This is a genomic window from Bradyrhizobium lablabi (assembly GCF_018131005.1).
Classification (GTDB): Bacteria; Pseudomonadota; Alphaproteobacteria; order Rhizobiales; family Xanthobacteraceae; genus Bradyrhizobium; species Bradyrhizobium lablabi_D.
In genome coordinates, this window is record NZ_JAFCJK010000003.1 from 134,776 (window position 1) to 155,095 (window position 20,320).

At 61.6% G+C, this 20,320-nt stretch carries 41 protein-coding genes; 16 read left to right on the forward strand and 25 right to left on the reverse strand.

Going from position 1 to position 20,320, the window contains the following annotated elements; all coding sequences use genetic code 11:
* The first annotated feature begins 44 nt into the window (after positions 1 to 44).
* A complete protein-coding gene (locus tag JQ553_RS10380) occupies positions 45 to 473 on the forward strand; it encodes a DUF6362 family protein (protein ID WP_212499846.1) in 429 nt (142 codons plus the stop codon).
* Positions 474 to 481: 8 nt separating this feature from the next.
* Here JQ553_RS10380 and JQ553_RS10385 read toward each other — a convergent pair whose 3' ends face one another.
* The 19 genes from JQ553_RS10385 to JQ553_RS10475 all read right to left on the reverse strand — a co-directional run bounded on the left by JQ553_RS10385 (position 482) and on the right by JQ553_RS10475 (position 7,152).
* On the reverse strand, positions 482 to 802 hold the full coding sequence (locus tag JQ553_RS10385) for a hypothetical protein (RefSeq protein WP_212499847.1): 321 nt from the start codon (positions 800 to 802) through the stop codon (positions 482 to 484).
* Positions 799 to 1,065, reverse strand: coding sequence for a hypothetical protein (locus JQ553_RS10390; RefSeq protein ID WP_212499848.1), 267 nt, complete (start codon positions 1,063 to 1,065; stop codon positions 799 to 801). The genes JQ553_RS10385 and JQ553_RS10390 overlap by 4 nt, the downstream gene beginning before the upstream one ends.
* A gap of 82 nt (positions 1,066 to 1,147) precedes the next feature.
* Positions 1,148 to 1,354 carry a hypothetical protein gene (locus JQ553_RS10395; RefSeq protein ID WP_212499849.1) on the reverse strand — a complete coding sequence of 69 codons (207 nt, stop codon included), beginning with the start codon at positions 1,352 to 1,354 and terminating at the stop codon, positions 1,148 to 1,150.
* Positions 1,351 to 1,602 carry a hypothetical protein gene (locus tag JQ553_RS10400; protein ID WP_212499850.1) on the reverse strand — a complete coding sequence of 84 codons (252 nt, stop codon included), beginning with the start codon at positions 1,600 to 1,602 and terminating at the stop codon, positions 1,351 to 1,353. The genes JQ553_RS10395 and JQ553_RS10400 overlap by 4 nt, the downstream gene beginning before the upstream one ends.
* Entirely contained in the window at positions 1,559 to 2,242 is a 684-nt protein-coding gene (locus JQ553_RS10405) for a hypothetical protein (RefSeq protein WP_212499851.1), read from the reverse strand. The genes JQ553_RS10400 and JQ553_RS10405 overlap by 44 nt, the downstream gene beginning before the upstream one ends.
* Before the next feature lie 3 nt (positions 2,243 to 2,245).
* On the reverse strand, positions 2,246 to 2,428 hold the full coding sequence (locus tag JQ553_RS10410) for a hypothetical protein (protein WP_212499852.1): 183 nt from the start codon (positions 2,426 to 2,428) through the stop codon (positions 2,246 to 2,248).
* Entirely contained in the window at positions 2,425 to 2,634 is a 210-nt protein-coding gene (locus JQ553_RS10415) for a hypothetical protein (RefSeq protein ID WP_212499853.1), read from the reverse strand. Before JQ553_RS10415 ends, JQ553_RS10410 begins: the two co-directional genes overlap by 4 nt.
* Positions 2,631 to 2,861, reverse strand: a complete 231-nt coding sequence (locus tag JQ553_RS10420) for a hypothetical protein (protein ID WP_212499854.1) — start codon at positions 2,859 to 2,861, stop codon at positions 2,631 to 2,633. The genes JQ553_RS10415 and JQ553_RS10420 overlap by 4 nt, the downstream gene beginning before the upstream one ends.
* Positions 2,858 to 3,067: a hypothetical protein gene (locus JQ553_RS10425; RefSeq protein ID WP_212499855.1), complete on the reverse strand. Its 210-nt coding sequence runs from the start codon at positions 3,065 to 3,067 to the stop codon at positions 2,858 to 2,860. Before JQ553_RS10425 ends, JQ553_RS10420 begins: the two co-directional genes overlap by 4 nt.
* 2 nt (positions 3,068 to 3,069) lie before the next feature.
* Entirely contained in the window at positions 3,070 to 3,390 is a 321-nt protein-coding gene (locus JQ553_RS10430) for a hypothetical protein (RefSeq protein WP_212499856.1), read from the reverse strand.
* 3 nt (positions 3,391 to 3,393) lie between these two features.
* Positions 3,394 to 3,771: a hypothetical protein gene (locus tag JQ553_RS10435; RefSeq protein WP_212499857.1), complete on the reverse strand. Its 378-nt coding sequence runs from the start codon at positions 3,769 to 3,771 to the stop codon at positions 3,394 to 3,396.
* The gene (locus JQ553_RS10440; RefSeq protein ID WP_212499858.1) at positions 3,768 to 3,956 is read right to left on the reverse strand and encodes a hypothetical protein; all 189 of its coding nucleotides are present in this window, start codon (positions 3,954 to 3,956) and stop codon (positions 3,768 to 3,770) included. The genes JQ553_RS10435 and JQ553_RS10440 overlap by 4 nt, the downstream gene beginning before the upstream one ends.
* On the reverse strand, positions 3,953 to 4,396 hold the full coding sequence (locus tag JQ553_RS10445) for a hypothetical protein (RefSeq protein WP_212499859.1): 444 nt from the start codon (positions 4,394 to 4,396) through the stop codon (positions 3,953 to 3,955). The genes JQ553_RS10440 and JQ553_RS10445 overlap by 4 nt, the downstream gene beginning before the upstream one ends.
* 3 nt (positions 4,397 to 4,399) lie before the next feature.
* The gene (locus JQ553_RS10450) at positions 4,400 to 4,600 is read right to left on the reverse strand and encodes a hypothetical protein (protein WP_212499860.1); all 201 of its coding nucleotides are present in this window, start codon (positions 4,598 to 4,600) and stop codon (positions 4,400 to 4,402) included.
* A gap of 12 nt (positions 4,601 to 4,612) precedes the next feature.
* Positions 4,613 to 4,780, reverse strand: coding sequence for a hypothetical protein (locus tag JQ553_RS10455; protein WP_212499861.1), 168 nt, complete (start codon positions 4,778 to 4,780; stop codon positions 4,613 to 4,615).
* Between the two features lie 215 nt (positions 4,781 to 4,995).
* A complete protein-coding gene (locus tag JQ553_RS10460; protein ID WP_212499862.1) occupies positions 4,996 to 5,478 on the reverse strand; it encodes a hypothetical protein in 483 nt (160 codons plus the stop codon).
* Between the two features lie 91 nt (positions 5,479 to 5,569).
* Positions 5,570 to 5,713 (reverse strand): hypothetical protein, encoded by a 144-nt coding sequence (locus JQ553_RS10465; RefSeq protein ID WP_212499863.1) that lies wholly within the window; start codon positions 5,711 to 5,713, stop codon positions 5,570 to 5,572.
* Between the two features lie 57 nt (positions 5,714 to 5,770).
* Positions 5,771 to 6,838: a hypothetical protein gene (locus JQ553_RS10470; RefSeq protein WP_212499864.1), complete on the reverse strand. Its 1,068-nt coding sequence runs from the start codon at positions 6,836 to 6,838 to the stop codon at positions 5,771 to 5,773.
* 122 nt (positions 6,839 to 6,960) lie between these two features.
* On the reverse strand, positions 6,961 to 7,152 hold the full coding sequence (locus JQ553_RS10475) for a hypothetical protein (protein ID WP_212499865.1): 192 nt from the start codon (positions 7,150 to 7,152) through the stop codon (positions 6,961 to 6,963).
* Between the two features lie 100 nt (positions 7,153 to 7,252).
* Between JQ553_RS10475 and JQ553_RS10480 the strand changes: the two genes are divergently transcribed.
* The 10 genes from JQ553_RS10480 (at position 7,253) to JQ553_RS10525 (ending at position 12,623) form a co-directional block, all read left to right on the forward strand.
* Positions 7,253 to 7,768: a hypothetical protein gene (locus JQ553_RS10480; protein WP_212499866.1), complete on the forward strand. Its 516-nt coding sequence runs from the start codon at positions 7,253 to 7,255 to the stop codon at positions 7,766 to 7,768.
* Positions 7,769 to 8,328: 560 nt separating this feature from the next.
* Positions 8,329 to 8,499: a hypothetical protein gene (locus JQ553_RS35075; RefSeq protein ID WP_312015119.1), complete on the forward strand. Its 171-nt coding sequence runs from the start codon at positions 8,329 to 8,331 to the stop codon at positions 8,497 to 8,499.
* Between the two features lie 231 nt (positions 8,500 to 8,730).
* On the forward strand, positions 8,731 to 9,003 hold the full coding sequence (locus tag JQ553_RS10490; RefSeq protein WP_212499868.1) for a hypothetical protein: 273 nt from the start codon (positions 8,731 to 8,733) through the stop codon (positions 9,001 to 9,003).
* Between the two features lie 103 nt (positions 9,004 to 9,106).
* The gene (locus JQ553_RS10495) at positions 9,107 to 9,265 is read left to right on the forward strand and encodes a hypothetical protein (RefSeq protein WP_212499869.1); all 159 of its coding nucleotides are present in this window, start codon (positions 9,107 to 9,109) and stop codon (positions 9,263 to 9,265) included.
* A gap of 2 nt (positions 9,266 to 9,267) precedes the next feature.
* Positions 9,268 to 9,540, forward strand: a complete 273-nt coding sequence (locus tag JQ553_RS10500; RefSeq protein ID WP_212499870.1) for a hypothetical protein — start codon at positions 9,268 to 9,270, stop codon at positions 9,538 to 9,540.
* Positions 9,540 to 10,148, forward strand: a complete 609-nt coding sequence (locus JQ553_RS10505) for a ParB/Srx family N-terminal domain-containing protein (protein WP_212499871.1) — start codon at positions 9,540 to 9,542, stop codon at positions 10,146 to 10,148. The genes JQ553_RS10500 and JQ553_RS10505 overlap by 1 nt, the downstream gene beginning before the upstream one ends.
* A 4-nt stretch (positions 10,149 to 10,152) precedes the next feature.
* Entirely contained in the window at positions 10,153 to 11,424 is a 1,272-nt protein-coding gene (locus tag JQ553_RS10510; RefSeq protein ID WP_212499872.1) for a family 16 glycosylhydrolase, read from the forward strand.
* Between the two features lie 261 nt (positions 11,425 to 11,685).
* Positions 11,686 to 12,000, forward strand: coding sequence for a hypothetical protein (locus JQ553_RS10515; protein ID WP_212499873.1), 315 nt, complete (start codon positions 11,686 to 11,688; stop codon positions 11,998 to 12,000).
* Positions 12,001 to 12,102: 102 nt separating this feature from the next.
* Positions 12,103 to 12,315 (forward strand): cold shock domain-containing protein, encoded by a 213-nt coding sequence (locus tag JQ553_RS10520; RefSeq protein ID WP_312015131.1) that lies wholly within the window; start codon positions 12,103 to 12,105, stop codon positions 12,313 to 12,315.
* A 101-nt stretch (positions 12,316 to 12,416) separates the two neighbouring features.
* Entirely contained in the window at positions 12,417 to 12,623 is a 207-nt protein-coding gene (locus JQ553_RS10525; RefSeq protein WP_212499875.1) for a hypothetical protein, read from the forward strand.
* Here JQ553_RS10525 and JQ553_RS10530 read toward each other — a convergent pair.
* Positions 12,620 to 12,799 carry a hypothetical protein gene (locus tag JQ553_RS10530; protein ID WP_212499876.1) on the reverse strand — a complete coding sequence of 60 codons (180 nt, stop codon included), beginning with the start codon at positions 12,797 to 12,799 and terminating at the stop codon, positions 12,620 to 12,622. The genes JQ553_RS10525 and JQ553_RS10530 overlap by 4 nt on opposite strands.
* A gap of 40 nt (positions 12,800 to 12,839) precedes the next feature.
* Here JQ553_RS10530 and JQ553_RS10535 point away from each other — a divergent pair, with 40 nt between their 5' ends.
* Positions 12,840 to 13,436: a hypothetical protein gene (locus JQ553_RS10535; protein WP_212499877.1), complete on the forward strand. Its 597-nt coding sequence runs from the start codon at positions 12,840 to 12,842 to the stop codon at positions 13,434 to 13,436.
* Here the strand turns inward: JQ553_RS10535 and JQ553_RS10540 are convergent.
* The 5 genes from JQ553_RS10540 to JQ553_RS10560 form a co-directional block, all read right to left on the reverse strand.
* Positions 13,420 to 13,623 (reverse strand): hypothetical protein, encoded by a 204-nt coding sequence (locus JQ553_RS10540; RefSeq protein ID WP_212499878.1) that lies wholly within the window; start codon positions 13,621 to 13,623, stop codon positions 13,420 to 13,422. The two genes, JQ553_RS10535 and JQ553_RS10540, sit on opposite strands and share 17 nt — an antisense overlap.
* A gap of 817 nt (positions 13,624 to 14,440) precedes the next feature.
* A complete protein-coding gene (locus JQ553_RS10545) occupies positions 14,441 to 14,593 on the reverse strand; it encodes a hypothetical protein (protein ID WP_212499879.1) in 153 nt (50 codons plus the stop codon).
* Positions 14,594 to 14,616: 23 nt separating this feature from the next.
* Positions 14,617 to 14,949: a hypothetical protein gene (locus JQ553_RS10550; RefSeq protein WP_212499880.1), complete on the reverse strand. Its 333-nt coding sequence runs from the start codon at positions 14,947 to 14,949 to the stop codon at positions 14,617 to 14,619.
* An 18-nt stretch (positions 14,950 to 14,967) separates the two neighbouring features.
* Positions 14,968 to 15,771, reverse strand: coding sequence for a radical SAM protein (locus JQ553_RS10555; protein WP_212499881.1), 804 nt, complete (start codon positions 15,769 to 15,771; stop codon positions 14,968 to 14,970).
* Complete coding sequence (locus JQ553_RS10560; protein WP_212499882.1) at positions 15,768 to 15,995, reverse strand: hypothetical protein; 228 nt, start codon at positions 15,993 to 15,995, stop codon at positions 15,768 to 15,770. Before JQ553_RS10560 ends, JQ553_RS10555 begins: the two co-directional genes overlap by 4 nt.
* Positions 15,996 to 16,087: 92 nt before the next feature.
* Between JQ553_RS10560 and JQ553_RS34385 the strand changes: the two genes are divergently transcribed.
* The 4 genes from JQ553_RS34385 (at position 16,088) to JQ553_RS10575 (ending at position 20,286) form a co-directional block, all read left to right on the forward strand.
* Complete coding sequence (locus JQ553_RS34385) at positions 16,088 to 16,585, forward strand: hypothetical protein (protein ID WP_249144149.1); 498 nt, start codon at positions 16,088 to 16,090, stop codon at positions 16,583 to 16,585.
* 94 nt (positions 16,586 to 16,679) lie between these two features.
* Positions 16,680 to 17,867 (forward strand): DNA-packaging protein, encoded by a 1,188-nt coding sequence (locus JQ553_RS10565; protein WP_409363056.1) that lies wholly within the window; start codon positions 16,680 to 16,682, stop codon positions 17,865 to 17,867.
* 21 nt (positions 17,868 to 17,888) lie between these two features.
* Positions 17,889 to 19,430: a DUF4055 domain-containing protein gene (locus JQ553_RS10570; RefSeq protein WP_212499884.1), complete on the forward strand. Its 1,542-nt coding sequence runs from the start codon at positions 17,889 to 17,891 to the stop codon at positions 19,428 to 19,430.
* A 103-nt stretch (positions 19,431 to 19,533) separates the two neighbouring features.
* Positions 19,534 to 20,286, forward strand: coding sequence for a hypothetical protein (locus tag JQ553_RS10575; protein WP_212499885.1), 753 nt, complete (start codon positions 19,534 to 19,536; stop codon positions 20,284 to 20,286).
* The last annotated feature ends 34 nt before the right edge of the window (positions 20,287 to 20,320 follow it).

Below are 20,320 nucleotides of genomic sequence, written 5' to 3' on the forward strand. Positions count from 1 at the left end.
GGGCGCCACGGGAGGTGCCAAGTATGTGGACGATGATTTTCACGTTGGATCGCCTGGAGGAGGCCTTTCAGGTCATGGCGATGATGCCGGCGGCAACCCGGCCCAAAGCCTACGGGAGCGCCTGGCCGAGCGTTGTCCAGGAGAAAATCCCGCTGGTCGTCCTGGCCGAGATGTCGGAGAGCGGCGAGCTCGCGACGCGCGAGGGCGAGCAGAACCGGGTCCGCCTGCCGCCAACTTCCGCCCAGGTCTCCCGCATGGAGCAGGCCTCGCGCTGGCCGTTCGAGTATCTGCGCGATCAGCCCGAGCTAGCCAAGGCCATCAGCCTGAGAGCGATGTGGAGCGCGATGCGCGTCGACATCCGCCGGCGCTGCCAGCGGCGAGGTATCGACCACGATGAGTTCAACCGGCAGTGGCAGGAAGGACTCAAGATCATCACAGAGCAGCTGATCGCGCGCCGCGTGCCGGTCTCATGATCGACGCGTTAAGGCGCTCGGTTGAGGCGGCGAGCGAGGTAGACGTTTACGCGCGCACGGCGCAGGCTATCGGCATAGGTGTGGCGGCCGATTTCCAGATGCCAACGGCGCCCTGTTCCGGTCATCGTGGGTCGATCGTACTTGATGGCCATGGCCGTCTCTCGCCACATGCGGGCTTGGAAAAGCCGGGCGTGGAACGACATCCCACGAGCCGGCATGTTCACGACTAGGCCGCGCGTGGTGGGCTTTGGCATTCGCAGGAGCGTCTCGGTGATCGCGACGGGATCGCTCGGCTCCCACGATTCGTCGCCCCAGGCTCCAAGGCTCACGCTGCCCTCCCATCGCACCAGCCTTCGACGTATTCGCGGGCGCACAGCATCTTGGTGCGCCGTTCGTCTTCGCTGCCGTAGGACCAGCCGCGCAGCTCCTTCCCGTTGAAGGCGACAGTGATTTCGCCCCTGTCGTCATCGGTCACGCGCGGCTGATCGTCCTTTTGGACCGGAGGCTTTGGGCATGGACCGCTGTAGCCATGAAACCTGAACATCGTTTCGCCTTCCGGCATCTGCTCACCGCAGAGTTCACAATTCGACATTTTGATCTCCTGTGTTGGTACCGCTTAATCGTCGCCGCTTGGGGCGACCGGTAAAAGTTTCCTTCAGGGCGCGTCTGCACGACTATGCGCGCTTGAGTCCGGTCCAGTCGTCTTGTGCAATCGCAGCCGCCATCGATTGCGGCGGCTCGCCGGGCACGACCTTGCGGACGCTGAAGATCACGTCGCCCATGGTCTCGTGCTCTTTCGCGAAGGCTTTGGCCTCGCGCATTGTCGGGAATATCCGTTCCCAGGCCGGGAGAGTTTCGCCGTAGACCACTCGATAGCTCATGGGTTCGCTAACCTTTTTTCGATGTAAGCCAAGAAGAACTCGAAATCGCGGTCGATGCCCGCCATGATCAGCGACATCAGCACCGCGACCGGACCGCTCGGACCATCGCCCTCTTCCCACTTGCGCCACGTGTCGGCGCCGTTCCTCGGTGCGAGGCCGACGATCTTCGCCATGTCGGCGACCGAAAGGCGGCGGCCGATCGCCTCACCCAGATCGTGGCGGAGCTGCTTCAATTCTTCGCCGGTCATGTCTAATTCGCCAGTCCTGGGGTTTGCGGGATTCGATGGTTCGGATGGTACATTGTTCGGCATCGAAAATCTCTCCCGTCTCCTCGCAGATGCAGGCGGTGATCGCTGGCGCCGCCGGCCAAAAGCCCGGCTCATTGCGCAGGCCTGATCGCCGACAGATCCGCGCCTGATAGAACGCGATCGCGATCCGAAGGCCGCGGCCGATGTTGACCGGCTTGTCCTTCGCCGAGACCGCCGGCGCGCGCACCATCTCGCCGTCTTCGAACGTCACCACGATCGTCGGATTGCGCACCTTGAATGAGCCGAGGCGATCGACCGGGTAGTCGTGCCAGGGCGGCGCCGGCAGCGCCGTGGGCTTGTTTTGACGAAGCACGCGGGTTCTAGATGCCCGCCATTCGCTATCGCCTGTGAGGGCCGCTTTAAGGGCGAGGGCTGCCGCATGCCAGTCTGGCATTTCCGATTTGGCCGCCTGCTCGAAGGCGTGCAGCGCGATCTCGCGTGGCGTCGGGCTGATGGCGAAGGCGGCGGCGATGGGGTTGGCCATGCCGGATGCCAGTCGCGCGCGGCGCGTCTCCACCGCCTTGCGGGCGGCCGCGCTGCGGCGCGCGGCCAGATCGTCGATCACTGCGAGCTGGGTCATGGCTCACTTCCTCCTTTGGGCGAGCATGGCGCGCAATTTTTCCATGCCAGTTTCGAAGGCATAAAGCAGTCGCTCGCCGTGTTTGATATCAGGTTCGTCCTCGAAAACGGCAGGGGCATCGGCGGCGCCTGCAGCGGCCAAGATTGCCTCGATTTCGAGCGCAGTCAGTCGTGGGGACTTCGTCATCCTGTCCTCACTATCCGCACCGTGAACACGGCGCCGCTCTCCATGTAAAAAATCGGGTTGTCTGGATCGGAGATATCGATCCCCTTGATCTCGTCTTCGCCGTGGCGTTCTTTGCCGTCCTCGTCGACATGCGAGATGGTGGCGCAGTCGCAAAAGTCGCGGATAGCGAAGCCGATGTCGCGCGTCATGGTCTGGCGTCTGGTCATCTGGTCACCTCGGCGTCGATCACATGCAGCGCCGCGTAACTCTTGAGCACGACGGTCTTGTCCGAGCGCCAGACCTTGTCATAGGCGGCTCGCGCCAGATCCGCGTTCGCCGCGATGATGTGCCACTGCTTCACCATGCGGATTTTTCCGACGTTCATCTCGATGTCGAACTGCCAGACGATCCGAAGCTCGTTTGAGATTCGCTCGTTGTCTTTCAGAGTGCTCATTGCAACACACCCCTCAGTCGGGCGATCAGATCGCGCGTCTTGCGCGCTTCTTCGCCGTGGCCGTCGTCAGTCATCGAGAGCGCCGCGACGATGCGGCCAACCTCTTCCTGAGAGAGGTGCACCGAGCCGCCGAAATTGCGCTCGCGGCAGTAGCCGAAGCCGCGGCAGGCGACCGGCGAGCGGCATTGATCCTTGATGCAATTCATCGCTAAACCTCGTCGCCGGTATCGACATAGACCCACTTGAGACTGCATTCGCCGCCGCAACTCTCGCAGACCGAGCCCTTCTCGAAGGTCGCCGAAATCTCCCAGGTCTGGGATTCGACGCACCACTCGGCATAGGCATCAGCCTTGACGTCATCGGAGCCGCATTCGTCGCAGACGGGTTTTGTCGGCACCGCCGTCACCGTTAGCGCGACAACCTCGACCGCCTCGATCAGGCAGTCGCCGCAATTGGCTTTCGGCTTGGTGTTGTGCATCAGCTCGCCGGTGCGACTGCAACGAGGGCAGATGGTTTTGAATCGGGGCATGGTTCACTCCAGCATGTCGGCAATGAAGAGGATTGCATCCGAGTTGTTGCGGTGCAGGCGCAATAGCCGGACGACGTCAGGTCGCGTGTAATAGCCGGGCTTCACGCGATGGGAGTTCTCCGGGATGAAGATCGGCGGGATCGAGACGTTGCCGACCACTTCGCACTCTTCGATCAGGTGCCATTCTTCGCCGCGCTCCGTCATGAGGTGCCAATATTCGGCGATGAGCTCCGCGTCGTCGGGGCGATCGACGTCGGGAAACTCGAGCGGCCATTGCTCGTCGCAATAGCGCTGCACCTCCTGATCGGCGGCGGCCCTGGAGGCGAACGCGCTGACCTCGGTGCCGTGCTTGTGATCGATGACGAGCACGTAGACTTTCATCGCAGCACCTCCGACACTCTGGCCTGCTTGGCCTTTTTGGCGATCTCGCGAGTCTCGAAGGGCCCGACCCAGTCGCCACGCTCAGCGCGCCAGTAGTAGCCGTCGGGCCGATATTCGGTGTCGAGCGGTACAACACATCGGATGATGTGGCGCACGCGGCCCCAGCCATCGTCTTGGATGGTCATCGCAGCACCTCCAAGGCCTTGGCCGCGTCGGCGCCGCCGTCGCTCATGACGATCGACTGCGCCTGGGTGTTGATCTTGTCGGCGAGCGCGAGGTTCTGCCGGATGATGCGCGCGACCACGTCGCGCTTGGAATCGCGGGCATACTTCGCCTTGCGATCGAAGGTCAGCCGGTCGACCGTGATCGTGGTCAAGGTCGGGTAGTAGAACAGGCGGACGAGCCGCGGGCCGACCTCGAGCACGACGTAGCGGCGCATGCCGCAACCGATCGCGTGATGGTCGATATTGAGATCGACCACCGGCTTGGATTCCTTGAAGGCGGGCGCCGGCGTCTCGATACCGGCCTTCAGCGTCTCGCGGTCGGTCTGGATGGCCTTCATGGCGCGGCGCGTGGCCCACGCGCGTTGCGCGGCGTTCATGGGTTTCGGAGAGTTCTGCAGCATGGCTCAGCCCTCCCCGTGCGGGCGAACGAACTTGATCAGCTCGGGCCGCACCGGCAGCCACTGATCGGCGAACATGATCTCGATGCAGCCATTGCCTTCGCGGATGTCGGCGCGGCAGCGGATCGGGATCAGGATGTCGCGCGCGCTCACAAAGGCGATGACGCCGATTGCGTAGGCATGATCGAGTTTCTGGGTGATGGTCATGACGCACTCCCCTCACCCGACAGCGTGAATGGATTTGATGCGGCCGGCGTTGATCACGACGCAGGCGCCGTTGAAGTCCAGAACGGCGCAGTAGGTCGGCCGGTAGTCCGAAAGAAGGACGGCGACGGAGTCGCCGCCATTCGTGGTGGTGATGCGGACCTTGGTGCCTTTGCTGATCATCGGTGGTCTCCCGATATGGGCGGGGCGGTGCCCCGGAATGCATTTAGTAGATCACGCATCTTCCGGTTGCACAAGGCATTTTTGGGAAAAAATCAACAAAATCAACCACCTAAAGGACGTTTTGGGAGCCCCGTGGGGCGGCCTTCCGGCCGCCCGGTGGGTTGGTAGGCCGGAGGCTGGAAAACGCCTGTAGGCCGGTTTTTGGGGCGGGAATTTCAGCAAATCTGGAAGCCGCCGCAGCCGCGCAGGAAGGCGACGAACTTCTGCACGTTCTCGACGTCGAACGGGTAGTCGGTCGAATATGGGCGTCGGGTGCCGTTCCCATCGCAGCCGTTGCACTTGATGCCGGTGGTCTTCGGATCGCCGGCGCCGCGGTGAGGCACGGGCAACCGCGTGCCGGTGCCGGCGCAGATTGGACACGGCTCGTTCGCCGTCATCTCCTGCGCCGAGGTGTAGCGGCGCTGGAAGGACAATGTGCGGCCGCTCTCGATCTCTTTCTGCAGGACGTCTGCCAGCTTGATCGCGTCGCGCTTGCCGAGACCGTCGCCGTCATTGCTCTGCCAATAGGTGCATTTGCTGGTGATCTCCGGCGCAACCTCGCAGCAGTAGCCGGCGAGCGGCCGCCACCACCAAACGTTATTGCGGAAATACTTGCCTTCCTCGGTGCTCGGCTTCTTGCCGATAACGTCCATGCCCATCGTGGTCCCTCCTGTTGAAGCGGGCCGGTGGCCCTGTTGGGAAAAAACCGGGGCGCCCATTTGCGGCGCGCCCCGAGTCTTCGGGAGGAACTTAATCGGTTGTTGCCTCGAGCTTCCTAAGCTCAGCCTCGAGCGGCGCGTAATCGTCAAAGCGGGCGTTGCGCCAACCATCTCGCGATAGCTCGCAAAGCTGGCGGATGATTTCCAGGCGGCGCTTGCGGTCTCTCTTCGTCATGGTCGTATCTCCGATGGAGGGGCGGCTGATCGGCGCAGCCGCCCCGGTGGGCCGTTGTCAGTCCGCCATTTCCATGACGCGGGTCGCGGCCAAGTCGAGCTGATGGCGATCGGAGGCGTTCGGCAGATCGCGGGCGATCTCGGTGAGGCCTCCGGCATAGCCCCAGGCGGAGCGCGGCGAGCCGTACCAGTCGACGCGCTGCTCGGCCAAGTCATAGGCCTTGTTCGCGATCGTCTTGGTGATCGCCGGCACCTTCAGCTTGAAGATCGCATCCAGGACGTCATCCTTCGAGGCGCCGATCTGATAGGTGCGGCAGCGCTCGACCTTCAACTCGTCTTCGTCGGCGGAGGCCTCGGCATACTTCTTGACCTCGACCGTCATCGTCTCGAAGGCCTTCGACGATTGGTCGTGGCCGATGTGGATGATCTTCGCTTCGGCGATGCCCTGCGCGCCCCAGACGCGATGATTGCCGCACACATACTCATAGAAGAACGTCATGATCGAGAACGAGGCGTCGCCGACTTCGCTGTTCGACACGAAGAAACCGCGCGACAGTCCGCCGCCCGGGCCGGTCTCGAAAATGCGCCGCTCGTTGTCGACCAGGAACGCGAACATATCGCGCTCGCCGAGGTACAGGCCACGGGAGCCATCGAAGGCGGCCGGAGCCGGCTGCCACGGTCCGCGCGCCTCGAGCTCGAGCAGGCGGGCGGTAATGTCGGCATTCCAGATGCGCGAGTATTTGTCGGAGGTGACGGCGCGAATGTTGCTCGAGCCCGAGAGGATTTGCAGGGCCTTGTCGTCGGCGACGCGCTGCAGGCCGTGGTTGAGGCAGTCGGCCGCGATTTCGGTCGGCAGGGTGTTCAGATAGGCCGCCGGCGCCTTCGCGCGGGCCGCCAGCTGGTTGAACGAGTAGTTGTTCAGCGCGGCGCCTTCGAAGCCGCGGGCGCTCAGAACGAGATCGTCGCCGCGGGCGGAAACGGTCAGGGCGTTCGCCATGATCTCGTTAACGGTTGCGGAGGTGCGGAAAGAGCGGGCGGCGCGATCCATATCGACCAGCGAAGCGAAGCGCTCGTCGGCCGGACGCGATTCCCACTGGCGATTGGCATTGGTGAGGGTGGTGGACATCTGGTGGTCTCCCGGTTTGAGGGCGGGGCGGAATGCCCCTCAACAGGAAAAGAATAGGCCATTAACAGGATTTCTGTCAACACATATAAGAGAGAAGACTGAAAAAAAGATCGCAAAATCAACTATTTAGCAGCTAAACCATTCAAATCATGGGCTTTTTTGCCGGAAACTGCCTCGAACGGGGCCACGGCTGGCCCGTCATGAGACCAAATCAGGCGTTTCCAGCCCGAAAGATGGGCCGGACCGGCATCAATCCAACCCAGATCAAGCCATGGGCCGATCTCCGCATTCCGCACCATGTGAAACAACGGCATGATCAGACTGTGCCGATAAACAGAAATGCTGTCAATCGCCTGTTAACCGCCTTTGGTTAAGACTTTGCTCGCCATGGGGAGCAGGGAAAAACTCGTTGGCGTGTATATCGACGCCCTGAAAGGGCGGGCGATCTATGTCCATGCCGCCCCAGGTGGAAAGATCTCGCGCATAGGCTTTGAGCCCCAAAGGAATTTCGAGCTCGCGCACATATTCTGGTTTGCCAAGCCCTCCCATGCCGAACTTATCGTCATGCGGTGCTGCGCCGACTTCGAAGCGGTCGGCGCTATGCAGCCTGCCAATGTTGCAGCGGGCGGCTGGATCGATATGCGGCCGATCGACGTGCACGAAAAAATCAAGATCGTCGCCGACCAACTCGGCGCGCGATGGCGCAATGAGGCTCAGCTAAAACGCGAAGCTGAAAATGTCGTCGCGGAAATAATTGCCCGCGTCGAGAGCATGCGAAGGACCGGCCGCCTCGCCGAGATCAATGCCAAGTACAAAGCCTATCGCCTGGCGAAGGTCGCAAAGGGCGAGAAAGCGATCGGCTACCCAGCCTATATGTCGAGGTACACCCAGCACCTCGTCGCGCGCGCTGCAGAAGCCGCGCACGCTTGATCTTTCATCCCCAAAATGATGCCGTGACTGCTCGCGAATCATCGAGAGTGAAAGTTAAAATCGATTAAGAACCACGCAAAAGGTAATCCGGTGGGTGTCACTTTAGATGTCACTTTGCGCTTTTAACCGGCTGGTACAAAAAAAATATTTGAGCGCGATATCAATAGGCTGTAGCCAAAGTGACATACGTGACATCATATTTATTCCTAGGAAATGTCACTCTGTCACTTGACATTCCGAAAGTTGCGCGGCTCCCATCGCGGCCGCACCCACGCCTATAACCACGTCTGCCGGCCACAACACGAGGCCGACGGGGAGCGAGCCTCAAGCGAGCGATCCCCACCGACATCTCTCCAAGACAAAGAAACCAAGACAACAAGCCACACGCCGAGCTGCTGGTAGAGTCCTATGTCTCTCTGGCTTTTGGTGACAGCTATGCTCGCGCGCCTTATGGCGCTCGCATAGCACCGTTAGCACTTCCTCAACCACACAGCCCACGCCGAGCCGCTTTAAGAGCGGCCGCGCGCTTTTGTTTCACACATGCTTAACGCGAGGCTTTCATGGCCGTGCTCGCCCTTCTGATGGCGCTCGCCGCGATCCTGTGGACCGGCGTCGTCTGCTTCGGCAACAGCATGACGGACGCGCCGAACGCGCCGTTTCGGGGCGGCGAGACGGTCTGGCTGGTCTGGATCCTCGCCGCGGTCGCGATCGCAGCATGGGCGTTCAGCTGATGGACGTCGGACCGCACGCCGGCGGCGTCATCGCCCTCGTCTACCTCGCCGCGCTCATCGTGATGCTCGTTGGGGTCTACTGGGTGTTCCGGTGACGGAAAAGCCCGACCTGCTTGTCCGGCTGGCCGACTTCGACCGTTACGGCCTGACCGCTACCGAGCGGGTCGAGCTACGGGTCGAGGCCTGGCACGAGATCAGCAAGCTCCGCGACGAGCTCAAGAGGGCATCACGATGCGCTACGTCGGCCAACGGGGCTCCCACCCCCGCGTCGAAGACAGGTTAATCATTAGCCTCCTCGATGACGAATGGCGCACCCCGCCAGACGTCCATCGGATGCTCAACGCAGGCGACGCGCGCGCGGTCGGCTATGCGCTCGAGCGGCTCGCCCGTGAGGGCAAGATCGAGAACAGGCATGAGGCCACCATGGCACCGCGGTACCGCGACAAGTCGGGTCCGCCGGTGCTCTGCATCAATTATTACCGCAAGCTGCAGAGGCGAAAATGAAAATCCAGTTCTTCCCCGACAACTACGGCGCCGGCTGTTTCACGGTCATCCTGGTCGGAATCGCCGTGCCGGTGCTGATCGCGCTGGTTCTGGCCTACGTCTGATGGGCGAGCTCATCGACCTCGCCGAGCGGCGTAAGGCGCAGCAGCAACAGCATCAGGTCGGAGTGTTCCTGTTTTCTCTCGCGATGCTCATCGCCTGGCTGCAGCTCGGCGCTTCGCTTGCGAGCATGGTCAAGCATTTCTACCAGTCTCAGGAGTAAGTATGCATCGTGTGTATTGTTTTTCGGGTCAGTCGGCATCAGTGCGGGCGCTGCTCGATCAGGCCGGCCTCGGCACCGAGACCGGCGGCATCCAGGCCGTCAATGAGGCGCGACACCTCGCCGGCCTGAGCGGCGGCACGTTCGCCTATGTCAAAAACCACCGCAACTACGTGCCACCGGCGATGCTGGAAATGGTCGCGGCCTGCGGCATGAACGTCATCACACTGTCGGACGAATACGCGCGCGCCAGGGCGCTGCGCAGGGCGATCGCCTGATGGCCAAGCAGTCCAAGGTGCTGCGCACCGGCGAGCCCGTCATCACCGACGAAGTCCGTAAGGTCTCCGAGCTCTCGGCCGATCCGCGCAATGCGCGCCGCCACTCGGAAGGCCAGATCGCCCAGATCGTGCAATCGATCGAACGCTTCGGCTTCGTCGAGAAACTGACGATTAGGCCAGATGGCCAGATCATCGGTGGCCACGCCAGGCTCGAGGCGCTCAAGCGCTATGCCTGGCCAACCGTAGAGTGCCGCGTGGTCTCCGGTCTCACTGAGGCCGGCTATAAGGCGCTCGGCCTTGCGCTCAACCGAATCCCGGAAAATTCGACGTGGGACGACGACATCCTGCGCGAGATCCTCGGCGAATTGCAGGACGAGGGCGAAGACGCGATCGGCCTCGGCTTCTCGCCGAACGAAATCACCAAGCTATTGACCACGCCCGACGAGCTCGAGGTCAGGGAAGTCGAGACCGGTCCGGTCGATGACGAATTCTGGATCAGCCTCAGAGGGCCACTTGCGCATCAAGCGCACGTGCTCAAAGCACTGCAAGAGGCGATGAAGCCCTACGCCGGCGTCACCGTCGAGCAAGGCACGATCAATCTCGGGTAGCCACATGACAGCGACCTTCAACGCCTCGAACAGCCCGATCGCCAACATCGTCCTCTCTCAGGTCATGAAGGCGAAGGCCGACGTCTCGGCCGCCGATGCGGGCAGCGCCGGCTATTATGCCGTGTTCTTCGTGGTGCAGAAGCAGAACGCCGACGGCTCATGGACCTTCGTGACGGAGTACAGCCCGGCGACGCTGAACCTGACGCAGGCCCCGACCTCATTCGCCTTCACCTACACGCCACCGTCAGAGGGGACCTATCAGGTTTACATCTCGGTGCGCAATCCGCAGACCTGGGGCTGGCTGCCGGTCGTGCAGAACACGGTCACCTTCAGCGTCGGCCCGATCCCGGTCGTCAATGGCATCAAGTATTACGTGCCGATCTCGCCGCCGCCCGACGAAGTCGGCGTCGTGCCACTGATCAAGCAGTTCGACGGCTCGTATCTGCCAAGCGCCTTCAATTGGCAGATGATCCCCGGCATGAGCGTGGTCGACAACAGCGTGCTCGACCTGACGAAGTGGCGCCGCAAGTTCTGGTCCTTCTACGGCGACCACGCCGATCACCTCAACGACGAGCTGCAGCGCTACGTCGATAGCGGCGTGGCCTACAACAACGGCGTGTTGCAGCTGACCGCGACGCCGCGGCCGAACACGCAAGGGCACGCGCCGTCGTCCACTGGCATTCAATACCCGCTGTTCGATAGCGGCATGGTGCGCTCGGTCACCTCGGCGCGGTTCTTCTTTGCGCATCTGCAGCTGGTGATCCCGAAGGCGCTAGGCATCTGGCCTGCGTGGTGGATCATCCCGGCCGACGGCCGCATCGATCCGAATCCCGAGATGGATATGCTCGAGTTCGTCTACAACGGGCAGAACGAAACCGCGAACATGATCCATTGCAACTGCTCGGGCAACAAGGCGCTGCTCTGGCACGATGCGAGCTACAATGTGCAGTTTGGCTACTTAAAGCCGAACCCGACGTTTTATGACGCCGACTACTTCGTCAACCGCGTCGTCGACATATGCTTCCTCTGGTCGGAGGATTCAACGATGACGCTGTATCACGATGGCAATCCGACGGCGAAATGGTATTTCCCCTGGTTCTACCAGGGCGGCGTTGCCGTGCCGGCCACCGTGATGATCAACCTCGCGATCGGCGGCTCCTGGCCGACCAACGGCTTCACCACGCCGGTGCCGACCGCACCGGTGACGGTCAATTTCAATTTCCTGAAGACCTATTCCAAGATCGCGACCGTCTACGGTCCGCCGTCGCCCGTATAAATTTCCGCTGGTAGTGCGCTCCTGCCGCCGGAAGCAGGGACCGGGTCTGTTCTGAAGGGCGGCCCGGTCCCCTTTTTTCAGATCGCGCAAGCGACCTGCCACAGACCAGGTCCCCAGTCTGTGTTGGGGATACCCGCCGCGTAACGCTCACGCCCGCGGCGGCGAATGGCTCGCGCAAACTGCGGCCCGCTTGTTTACGGAAGTTGACCGCAAGCGGGCCGCTCTTCTCCTCCCCACCTTCGATCGGCAAAGGGGCAGCTGATGCTCAACTACCTCTATGCCCTCCTGACGCTCAACTCGCGCGTCACAACACTCGAAAGGACTTACAAGGACATGGCAAACGAACTCGACGATCTCACCGCAGCCGTTGCCACCATGCAGGCCGCCGTCACGTCCGCAGCCGCCGAGATGAAGGCCGAGGCTGACAAGATCCTCGCCGCCGTCTCCTCGCCCGCTGGCATCGATCCGGCTGCCGTCGAGCAGGCCGCGGTCAGCATCAAGGGCCTGGCCGACCAGCTCAACTCGGCAACCACTGCCGCGCACGATCAGGTAAATCCGACCGCGCCGCAGGGCTGATCACGAGCTTCCCCGGTCCAGACGTGGAGCGCAAAGCGGCTTAGCGCCGCCCGGGGGAACACCATCAGAAACAGTGCAAGAGGATCACGGGCAATGTCTGGCGTGCGCGTCACCGGTAAGGTCAAGTTCTTCACCGACGAAAAGGGTTTTGGTTTCATCATGCCGGATGACGGCGGGCCCGAGGTCTTCGTACACCGCACCGATCTCGCGCGATCGCTGAACATCCTGCTCTCTGACCAGCGTGTCAGTTACGAACTCATCGACAATCCGCGCAGGGGCGGCGGCAAGAAGGCGGCCAACGTCGAGCTCGTGTAGCTACTAGGGCGAGCGAGGGGCCTAGGCTCCTCAGCTCTTGGCGAAGGGAGGGGCCAGGGTCATACCTTGGCTCCTCCGCTCTTGATTTGGAGGCTTACCAAATGATCGAGATCCTCATCCATCTCGTCGTCGTTCTGCTGATCCTTGGCGTGGTCTGGTGGGCTGTCACCTCGCTGCTGCCGCTCGTGCCGCTGCCGCCGCCGGTCGCCCAGATCGTCAATGTGCTGCTGATCCTGATCCTCGCTCTCGTCGTGATCTTCTATATCCTGGTGCCGCTGCTGCATTCCGTGCCGCTCAAATCTCTCTAGTCGTCGGGGTGACCCTGGAGATTAGCGGCGAGTCCTGACAGGTACGCGGCCCTCACCATCTCGTCGATCGGTATCACCGCGACTGGCTTGCTATCGACGATGACATGAAAGCCGATCAGTTTCGGCGGATTTGTCGGGTGATATTCGGCGCGAAGCGTGGCGGTCGGGACTGTCATTAAGTTTCATCTCCTGTTGGCAATGGTAGTATAGCACGAAATGTTTCAGTCAGGCGTCAAGACCGACAACAACCCGCAGGCGTTCAAGGCCAAGGTCGCGATCCGCCGCAATGTCATGGCCGCGATCGGGCAGCCCGCCGTGTTCGATGCCTTCGCCGGATCCGGCAAGATGTATTCCGAGGTGTGGCGCGAGGCCGGCAGCTACACCGGCTGCGATCTCAAGCCGCAAAACGACGGCCGGCTGATGTTCTGCGCCGACAATCGCCGCGTCATGCGCGCGATCGATCTCACGCAGTTCAACATCATCGATCTCGACAGCTACGGCTCGCCGTGGGAGCAGGCGATCATCATCGCCGACCGCCGGCGCGTGGCGCCGGGCGAGCTGTTCGGGTTGATCCTGACTGAGGGCGCGGGCTTTGCCTACAAGTCCAACGTGGTGCCGACCGCGATCGCGCATCTGACAGGACTGCGCGCCGGCATCGTCGGGCTCGGCAAGAAACAGGACGCGGTGATCGACCGCGCCATCGCCGGCCTCGTGCGGCGAATGAGCTGCTCGATCGAGAAGCGCTGGCAGGCCGAGGGCAAGAGCGGCGCCGCCATGCGCTACATCGGCCTCGTACTCAAAGGGAAGGGTTAGGCAGCAGCGGTCCGCTCCATAGAATGAGATCGGAGCCATCGCAAAGCAGCAGCTCGCCGGTCTGCAAGTTCAGAAAGACAACGCCGCCGCAGCCGGCCGCGCGTTCAGCGTACAGCCCGATCGGGCTATCGTGGGGGATGCGAACCGCCTGCGGAAAAGCAGGATGGCGGTCGAAGATCGAATCCATGGTTTGTGCCTCTCTTCGGTGCTTGAAGGGAAAAGGGTTAGCGGCGCTTTGTTTTAGCCCACTTCCAAAACTCGATCGAGAGCATGACGCACATCCCGATCGTGAGGAGGACGAAATCCAGCGGAGTGTGCCACCATCGCGGCGGCAGCGGCGCCGGCTTCTCGTAAAAATACCGGCGGAGGTAGCCGCTATACATGACGGGGCCTCTTTGATGTGATGTTAGCGCGAACTAGCCGCCAGTGGTGCACTGGTTCGGATTGATGGCTAGACCGGATGATATGTTGGCAGGATAGTCAGCCGCGCCCTTAAATTCGACGCGCTTAACCGTGACGCCATCCGCGTGAAATTCGATAGCCTTCACCGCATTACACATTGGCCCATGCATCATCCCGCACCAACGGCAATGCTGGAAGGTCGTCGTCCCAGATACTTGGATCATTTCTGCTCGCTCCCTAACTGCTGATTAACAAACTGCTCTTGTTCGCGCTTCCAATCCTCTATGTCCCAAAGGCAATGTTGGCAGACGCCGCGTGTCGCGTCGCAGCGCATCATGTCGTGGGGCGTAATGTCTTTGCACTTTCGGCACCAGCGCCTATTCATCGTCACAGCGGGCCTCCAAATCTTCCAATGTTACGGGGTAAATCATTTGCGCGTTTCCTGCTGATCTGCGCGCGGTGGTCGCCGATCCTTGCAATCGTCGCACTGCACGGCGTATGGCTCCCATTCCGCGTCGGCGACGAGATACCCGCGCCCGTCGCAGCGCCCGCAGTACAGAGGGTTCGGGATCATCCTTGGCTGTTTTTCGCTCATACCCTACCTAATCCTGTCGCTGCTGATGAACGAGCTTATGGAATTCGGCATTGGCCTCGCGCTCCGCGTCTCTGTATTCGCGCTTTGCAAGCCAATACTGATACTCAACTTCGGTAAGGCGCTTTCTGGCGAGCCGTAATCGCTCTGATTCCTTGTCCATCGCTTCTATTCCTTAATGCGCCATCAGCATGAAATATGAATCGTGGCCTTGGGATGTTCCTTGCATCCTGCGAGCAAGTCGCTCAGGTAGCGCGTAGCCGCTTCGTGATTACCCCAACCATTTGCTGGGTTCATTGCCTCGTATTCTCTGGCGTTTGCCGGATCCGAAATGTGAGCCACGGCCGGCTCAAGGATTTTCACCGCCTCACTGCAGAACACCAAATCCAGGTGAGATAGAGAGCAGCCCAAAGCACGTCGCCACATCGGCGAGAGATTGCTGGTCATATTCCCGATCTCGCATACCGTTGCCGGCTCATAGCCGCCAGTATCGATCTTCAGATAAATGTCATAGCCCATAGTTGCCTGTCCTACCTACTAATGGTGCTGCGGGACGCGCAGCGGGTTGTGATAGCCGGGCTCGAGATAGCCCTGCAAATCCTTCTTGATGTAGTGCGCCTTGCCGAGCGATTGCAGCTTGTAAATCATGCGATGGGTGTACTCAGCCCAGTCCGTCGTGCGGGTTATAGGCAAGTAATTGACGCGGCCGACCTTGTAGAGATCGACGAATTCGTGGGTTGCGTCGACGATCGCGAGCGATGCATTGACGTCGATCGTCGGCTCGAGCGACACCCAGGTGAAAATGCCGCGCTCGTGGAACGCCTTGAGCGCAGCGATCCGGTCGCCGGGCAATGCGGCGCCGCTCTCCCATTTCTGAGAGAATCGATCATCGAGGCTGGTAAGCGTCGAGGCGAAGGCGTCGCGATCAGGTCGGAACAGACTGATGTCGCGCAGCGCTCGCGTGCCGCCCTTGGTCAGTGCGCAGATCGCAAGGCCATGTTCGATCAGGGTCTCGAACGATTTTCTGGTCAGCGTAGTGTCGCCCGGGTGATACGGGTCCGAGGTGAACGAGATCATCACCTGACCGGTCAACTTGGCTTCCTGATACTTCCGCGCATCCTTGCGGAGCTTTATGAGATAATCGTCGCGGTCGATCGCGCCGGCGTTGAACTCGCCGCGGTCCTGCTTGGTGATCAGCGGCACGTAACAGTAAGCACATTTGTGGCCGCAGCCGCGATAGGGGTTGGCGGCGAGCGCCGAGTATTCGCCCGCCTGGCCCTTCGGCGGATAGATGTAGCTGCAGCCGGCGATCGACACGCCGTCGGGATTAATGGTGATCATTCCTTGGTTTCCTTCACGCGGTAGGTGATGCCCATATAGCGAAATCGGTCGGTTATGGTGCCTCGGCCATCGAACTGCATCATGCCGCGGTGTTTCTGCTCCAGGCGCGTCCACATGCGCCACCATGCCTCCCTCGGCAAAAGTATCTCGATCTCCTTCGGATCGATTCCGTCCATGTGTAGCGCGGCGCAGAGCTTGTGCGACGCCGCATCGATATCATCCATCTGCATACTCCGTGATCTATAGTGAAAGTGTATCACTAACAGTCTGCAACTTCTACGCTTTTTGAATTTTTGGAGTGAAACGAGCTTCTGCTATGGCGCGAAAGAAAGAACCGACGCGGCGCGGCCGGCCGCCAGTAGAGATTTCACCGGAGCAGCTTGAAGCGCTCGGGATGATACATGCGACTATTGAAGAGGCTGCTGCATTCTTCAGTTGCACAAGGCGAACCATCCACAATCGACTGAAGGATCCCGAGTTTCTGCTTGCCTACGAGAACGGGAAAGCTAAAGGCCGGCTGAATCTGAGGCGCCTGCAATGGCGCCACGCCAATACCGCGACGAGCTCCGCATCCGTCAACATGACGATCCACCTGTCGAAGCATTGGCTGGGCGAGACCGACAAGCCTGCGGTCGCCGCTGTCATCGAGAACCACAACACCGCTGCAGTACAAGTCGAGGTATCCGGTGCTCGCGAGCGCATCGCCGCAAAACTCTCCGCTCTCTCCGAACGCATCGAAGGCCGAGTGGCTGAGCTCGCTGTCACCAGCGGAGCGCAACTCCTTCCTCGCGAGCCTGTCTCCGGCGGAGACTGACGCCCTCGAATTCGATTGGTCGTTCTGGGGCCGAAAGAACCAGTTCGCTCCGACTGGCCCTGCCCGCAACGGCAAGCCCTGGCAGAACTGGCTGATCCTCGCCGGCCGCGGCTTCGGAAAGACCCGCACCGGCGCCGAATGGGTCCGCGAGCAAATGTGCGGGCCAACGCCGCTCGCCGCCGGGCGGCGCGCGCATATGGCGATCATCGCCGAGACGGCAAAGGATGCCCGTGACGTCATGGTCGGCGACGGCAGAGTCGCTGGCGAAGGCTCGGGCCTGCTGCAGGTCCACCCGAAGGACTTCCGCCCGACCTATGAGCCGTCGAAACGGCGGCTGACCTGGCCGAACGGCGCGATCGCCTCGATCTACAACGGCAGCGAGCCCGACCAGCTGCGCGGCCCGCAGCACGACTCGGCCTGGGCCGACGAGCTCGCCAAATGGCAATACGCGCAAGAGGCATGGGACCAGCTGCAGTTCGGCCTTCGCCTCGGCAACAACCCGCAGTGCCTGATCTCGACGACGCCGCGGCCGATCAAGCTGATCAAGGATATCCTGGCCGACGAGGGCACGCTCGTCACCTCGGGCTCGACGCTCGAGAACGCAAACAATCTAGCCCCGCAGTTCGTCTCTACGATCAACCGCAAATATGCCGGCACCCGGCTCGGCCGGCAGGAAATCTACGCAGAGATCCTCGACGATGTGCCAGGCGCGCTATGGCAGCGCGCGCAGATCGACAAGCTGCGCGTCAAGCCGCAGGACGTGCCGAAGCTCATCCGCATCGTGGTCGCGATCGACCCGGCGGTGACGTCTGGCGAGGACGCGGACGAAACCGGCATCATCGCCGCCGGCATCGATGCCAACGATCACGGCTACATTCTCGAGGACGGCAGCGGCGTTTTTCAGCCAAGCGACTGGGCCACGAACGCGATCGCGATCTACAAGGCGCGAGGCGCCGATCGGATCATCGGCGAGACCAACAACGGCGGCGACATGGTCGAGAACACGATCCGCGTCGTCGATCGGAACGTCTCCTATCGCGGCGTTCACGCCTCGCGCGGCAAGGTCATCCGGGCCGAGCCGGTCAGCGCGCTCTACGAGCAAGGCCGCGTCCATCATGTCGGCGCGTTCCCGCAGCTCGAGGACCAGATGTGCGCCTTCACGCAGGATTTCGACCGCGACACCGCCGGCTACTCGCCAGACCGGATGGATGCACTCGTCTGGGCGATCTCGGAGCTGATGCTTAAAGAGCCCGCGCCAAAACCAGTCTTCGCGAGATATTAAAATTCTGGACATCGAGGGCGAATGGCTACCGATCCGACTGCAAAAAAAGGCCCGGATACGCCATCGTCCGACTACGAGGCCGTCAAGTGCGACTGGGACCGCGCCACCGCCATCATGGGCGGCGCCGACGCAATGCGGGCGGCCGGCGAAAAGTATCTGCCGCGCTACCCGAATGAAAAGCCGCCGAGCTTCGGCCGGCCGGAGGAAGTCGACGACTACAAGGTCAGGCTCGCAAAGGCACCATTCACGAACCTCTATGCAGACGTCCTGCACAATCTGTCGACCAAGCCATTCTCCAAGCAGGTGAAGTTGCTGGATGGCGCGCCGGCAACGATCGTCGACCTTGTTGGGGACGTCGACGGCCAGGGCAACAATCTGCACGTCTTCTCGGGCGACCTGTTCGAGGCCGGCATCAACAAGGGTGTCGACTGGATTTGCGTCGAGTATCCCAAGATGGCGCCGGGCGTCACGCTCGCCGACGAGCGTAGGTCTGGCGCGCGGCCATATTGGGTGCGGATCGCAGCCGAGCGCGTTGTCGCGGTCTATTCGGACTATCAGCGCGGCAAGCAGATTTTCACCCATGTGCGGATTCTTGAGCCGACGCTGGAACGCGACGGCTTCGGCGAGAAACTGACGCAGCGCGTCCGCGTCTACAATCGCAACAAGCGCGATGTTGAGATCGGCGGCATGATGGTCGCCGAATATGACCCGGCCACCAGCGAGCTCTGGGAGTTGGTCAAAGACCCGAGCGGCTTAAAGCAGCCCGAATGGGTGCTCGTCGAGGGCCCTCTTCCGATTTCGATCGGCGAGATACCTTTGGTGCCGTTCATAACCGGCGCGCGCTGCGGAGCCGGATGGGCCATCGAGCCGCCGCTTCGCGATATCGCGCACGCGCAGGTCAAGGAATATCAGATCGAGAGCAATCTCGATCACATCCTGGACCTGACCGCCTTTCCGATGCTCGCCGGCAACGGCGTAACTCCGCCAGGCGAAGAGAATGGGATCAAGGTCAAGGTCCCGGTCGGTCCGCGCGCCGTGCTGTTTGCTCCGCCAGACAACAACGGCAAGCACGGCGAATGGAAATGGATCGAGCCCAACGCCGACTCGATCGCCAAGCTCATGGAGCATCTCGAGACCGTGCGGAAGGAAATCCGCGATCTCGGGATGCAGCCGCTGCTACCCAAGACCGGCAATCTGACCGCCACGGCATCGGCACTCGCCGGTGCCAAGGCGCACAGCGCCGTTCAAGCGTGGGCACTCGGGCTGAAGGATGCACTCGAGCGCGCGCTCGCAATGAGCGCCAAATGGCTCGATGAGGCAGCGGCGCCGCAAGTTGCGGTTCATACCGACTTCGGCTCCGGCATCGAGGACCCGACCGAGCTCTCGATGCTGACCGACATGCGCCGCGAGAATGATCTATCGCAAGACACGCTCTGGTCGGAGATGGTGCGCCGTGGCGTTCTGTCCGACGACTTTGATGCCGAGAAAGAACGTCTGCTGATCAAGGCAAATCCCGCGCCGGCAGCAGCCAACCAGATTCCAGTGCAGATCCAGCGCTCCTAAGCCGCGACGGCAAAGGCGCCGATGAGTTGACCGCCCCGGGTGATCCGGCGGCGGCTTTTACCCGTGGCTAGCGCGATGCGGCCACATAGCGAGAGGCTATGCAATGCTCAAGCTTGTTGTCGACAAGATCGAGGACGTCGAAGAACCGCTCCGCACCCTGTACGAAGACAAGGACGGAAAATTCCGCCTCAAGGTCGACGGCGTCGAAGACACGTCGTCCCTGCATTCGGCGCTGCGAAGCGAGCGAGCTTCACGGGCGAACCTCGAGAAAAAGGTCAAGGCGTTCGAGTCCCTCGGCAAAAGCGATGAGGAGATCAAGCAGCTGATCGAGGCTGCCGAGAAGGCCGAGACCGAGAAGGCCGAGAAGGCCGGCGAATTCGAAAAGCTGAAAGACGCGCTGAAGACCCAGCACACCAAAGACCTCAAGGCCAAGGACGATGCGCTTGCCGCCATGCGCTCATCGCTCGAGCGCTACCTGGTAGATGCGCAGGCGACCAGCGCGATCGCCGCAGCGAAAGGATCGTCGGATCTGCTCTTGCCGCACGTGCAGAAGCATGTCCGCGTCATCGAGGAAAACGGAGACTACGTCGTCAAGGTTGTTGATGCGAAGGGCGAGCCTCGCATCAACGGCAAGGGCGAACCGATGAGCATCGCCGACCTCGTCGGCGAAATGCGCCAATCGGATGTTTATGGCCGGGCCTTCGAGGGCTCCGGCCAGTCCGGAAGCGGGATGCGACCGGCGAACGGAAACGGCGCGATGCCGGGCAACAAGACCATCACCCGCGCCGATTTTCTCAAGCTCTCACCTGCAGAGCAAATGGAGAAAGCAAAGGGCGGGTTCACCGTCACCGAATGAACCCCCGCGGCATGTGCCGCTGAAAAGGACTAGC